The organism is Exiguobacterium sp. s70, from assembly GCF_018618315.1.
Taxonomy (GTDB): domain Bacteria; phylum Bacillota; class Bacilli; order Exiguobacteriales; family Exiguobacteriaceae; genus Exiguobacterium; species Exiguobacterium chiriqhucha.
In genome coordinates this window covers 1-3006 of the sequence record NZ_JACSLV010000014.1, presented here as the reverse complement: position 1 = coordinate 3006, position 3006 = coordinate 1, and the positions used below count along the sequence as shown (strand labels likewise).

Sequence of the window (3006 nt, the reverse complement as noted above, 5' to 3'; positions counted from 1 at the left end):
TTGTTCCTTGAAAACTGAAGATTCATCAAGACATCAAACCAATTATTTCACATATGGTCCGTGAGGACCGTGTGTCTTAGACGCTAGATCAAGGTAGAAAGGGCGTACGGTGGATGCCTTGGCACTAGGAGCCGATGAAGGACGCGACGAACAGCGAAATGCCCTGGGGAGTGGTAAGTACACTTTGATCCAGGGGTATCCGAATGGGGGAACCCACCGCCGGGAGACTGGCGGGACACCCGTGTGAATACATAGCACGGCGTGAGGCAAACCCGGGGAACTGAAACATCTAAGTACCCGGAGGAAGAGAAAGAAAATTCGATTCCCTGAGTAGCGGCGAGCGAAACGGGAACAGCCCAAACCAGGAAGCATGCTTCCTGGGGTTGTAGGACACTCTATACGGAGTTACAAAGGGATAGGATAGGTGAACGACCTGGAAAGGTCGGCCAGAGAAGGTGACGGCCCTGTAGCCGAAATCCCATCCCCTCCAGAGTGGATCCTGAGTACGGCGGGACACGTGAAACCCCGTCGGAATCCGGGAGGACCATCTCCCAAGGCTAAATACTTCCTAGTGACCGATAGTGAACCAGTACCGTGAGGGAAAGGTGAAAAGCACCCCGGAAGGGGAGTGAAACAGATCCTGAAACCGTATGCCTACAAGTAGTCAGAGCCCGTTAACGGGTGATGGCGTGCCTTTTGTAGAATGAACCGGCGAGTTACGATGGCGGGCGAGGTTAAGCCGATGAGGCGGAGCCGCAGCGAAAGCGAGTCTGAATAGGGCGCATCAGTCCGTCGTCGTAGACCCGAAACCAGGTGATCTACCCATGTCCAGGATGAAGGTCAGGTAACACTGACTGGAGGTCCGAACCCACGCACGTTGAAAAGTGCGGGGATGAGGTGTGGGTAGCGGTGAAATGCCAATCGAACCTGGAGATAGCTGGTTCTCCCCGAAATAGCTTTAGGGCTAGCCTCGAGGTGTAGAGTTCCGGAGGTAGAGCACTGATTGGACTAGGGGCCCCCACAGGGTTACCGAATTCAGTCAAACTCCGAATGCCGGCAACTTGTACTCGGGAGTCAGACTGCGAGTGATAAGATCCGTAGTCGAAAGGGAAACAGCCCAGACCATCAGCTAAGGTCCCAAAGTGTATGTTAAGTGGAAAAGGATGTGGCGTTGCACAGACAACTAGGATGTTGGCTTAGAAGCAGCCACCATTCAAAGAGTGCGTAATAGCTCACTAGTCGAGTGACGCCGCGCCGAAAATGTAACGGGGCTAAACATACCACCGAAGCTATGGATCCCGTAAGGGATGGTAGGGGAGCGTTCCAAGCAGCAGTGAAGCGGTATCGTGAGGAGCCGTGGAGCGCTTGGAAGTGAGAATGCCGGTGTGAGTAGCGAAAAGAGGGGTGAGAATCCCCTCCGTCGAAAGCCCAAGGTTTCCTGAGGAAGGCTCGTCCGCTCAGGGTTAGTCTGGACCTAAGCCGAGGCCGAAAGGCGTAGGCGATGGACAACAGGTTGATATTCCTGTACCGCCGTACCACCGTTTGAACGATGGGGGGACGCAGAAGGATAAGGTAACCGTGCGACTGGAAGTGCACGGACAAGCAGCGAGGCCGTCGGGTTGGCAAATCCGCCCGACACACAAGGTTGAGCTGTGACGTGGAGCCCGTAGGGCGAAGTACCGGATTTCACGCTGCCAAGAAAAGCCTCTAGTAAGGAGGTCGGCGCCAGTACCGTAAACCGACACAGGTAGGCGAGATGAGAATTCTAAGACGCGCGGGATAACTCTCGTTAAGGAACTCGGCAAAATGGTCCCGTAACTTCGGGAGAAGGGACGCTTATGGCAACATAAGCCGCAGTGAATAGGCCCAAACGACTGTTTAGCAAAAACACAGGTCTCTGCTAAATCGCAAGATGAAGTATAGGGGCTGACGCCTGCCCGGTGCTGGAAGGTTAAGGGGATGTGTCATCGCAAGAGAAGCACTGAACCGAAGCCCCAGTAAACGGCGGCCGTAACTATAACGGTCCTAAGGTAGCGAAATTCCTTGTCGGGTAAGTTCCGACCCGCACGAAAGGCGTAACGATTTGGGCACTGTCTCAACGAGAGACCCGGTGAAATCATAGTACCTGTGAAGATGCAGGTTACCCGCGACAGGACGGAAAGACCCCATGGAGCTTTACTACAGCCTGATATTGAGGCTTTGTACGCGATGTACAGGATAGGTGGGAGTTTGTGAAGCCGGAGCGCCAGCTTCGGTGGAGACACCCTTGGGATACCACCCTTTGCGTATAGAGTCTCTAACTCGCAGCCGTGATCCGGCTGGAGGACCGTGTCAGGTGGGTAGTTTGACTGGGGCGGTCGCCTCCTAAACAGTAACGGAGGCGCCCAAAGGTTCCCTCAGAATGGTTGGAAATCATTCGAAGAGTGCAAAGGCAGAAGGGAGCTTGACTGCGAGACCTACAAGTCGAGCAGGGACGAAAGTCGGGCTTAGTGATCCGGTGGTTCCGCATGGAAGGGCCATCGCTCAACGGATAAAAGCTACCCTGGGGATAACAGGCTGATCTCCCCCAAGAGTCCACATCGACGGGGAGGTTTGGCACCTCGATGTCGGCTCATCGCATCCTGGGGCTGGAGTAGGTCCCAAGGGTTGGGCTGTTCGCCCATTAAAGCGGTACGCGAGCTGGGTTCAGAACGTCGTGAGACAGTTCGGTCCCTATCCGTCGTGGGCGCAGGAAATTTGAGGAGAGCTGTCCTTAGTACGAGAGGACCGGGATGGACGCACCGCTGGTGTACCAGTTGTTCCGCCAGGAGCATCGCTGGGTAGCTACGTGCGGACGGGATAAGTGCTGAAAGCATCTAAGCATGAAGCCCCCTCCGAGATGAGATTTCCCTTTGAGCAATCAAGAAAGACCCCTCAGAGACGATGAGGTAGATAGGTCATGGGTGGAAGCACGGCGACGTGTGGAGCTGAATGATACTAATCGGTCGAGGCTTTGATCTAGTCTAA

General features: G+C 54.7%; 1 rRNA gene. It reads left to right on the top strand.

What is annotated here, in order from left to right:
* Positions 1 to 86: 86 nt before the first annotated feature.
* Positions 87 to 3000 (top strand): 23S ribosomal RNA (locus tag KNP84_RS15065).
* Positions 3001 to 3006 lie beyond the last annotated feature (6 nt).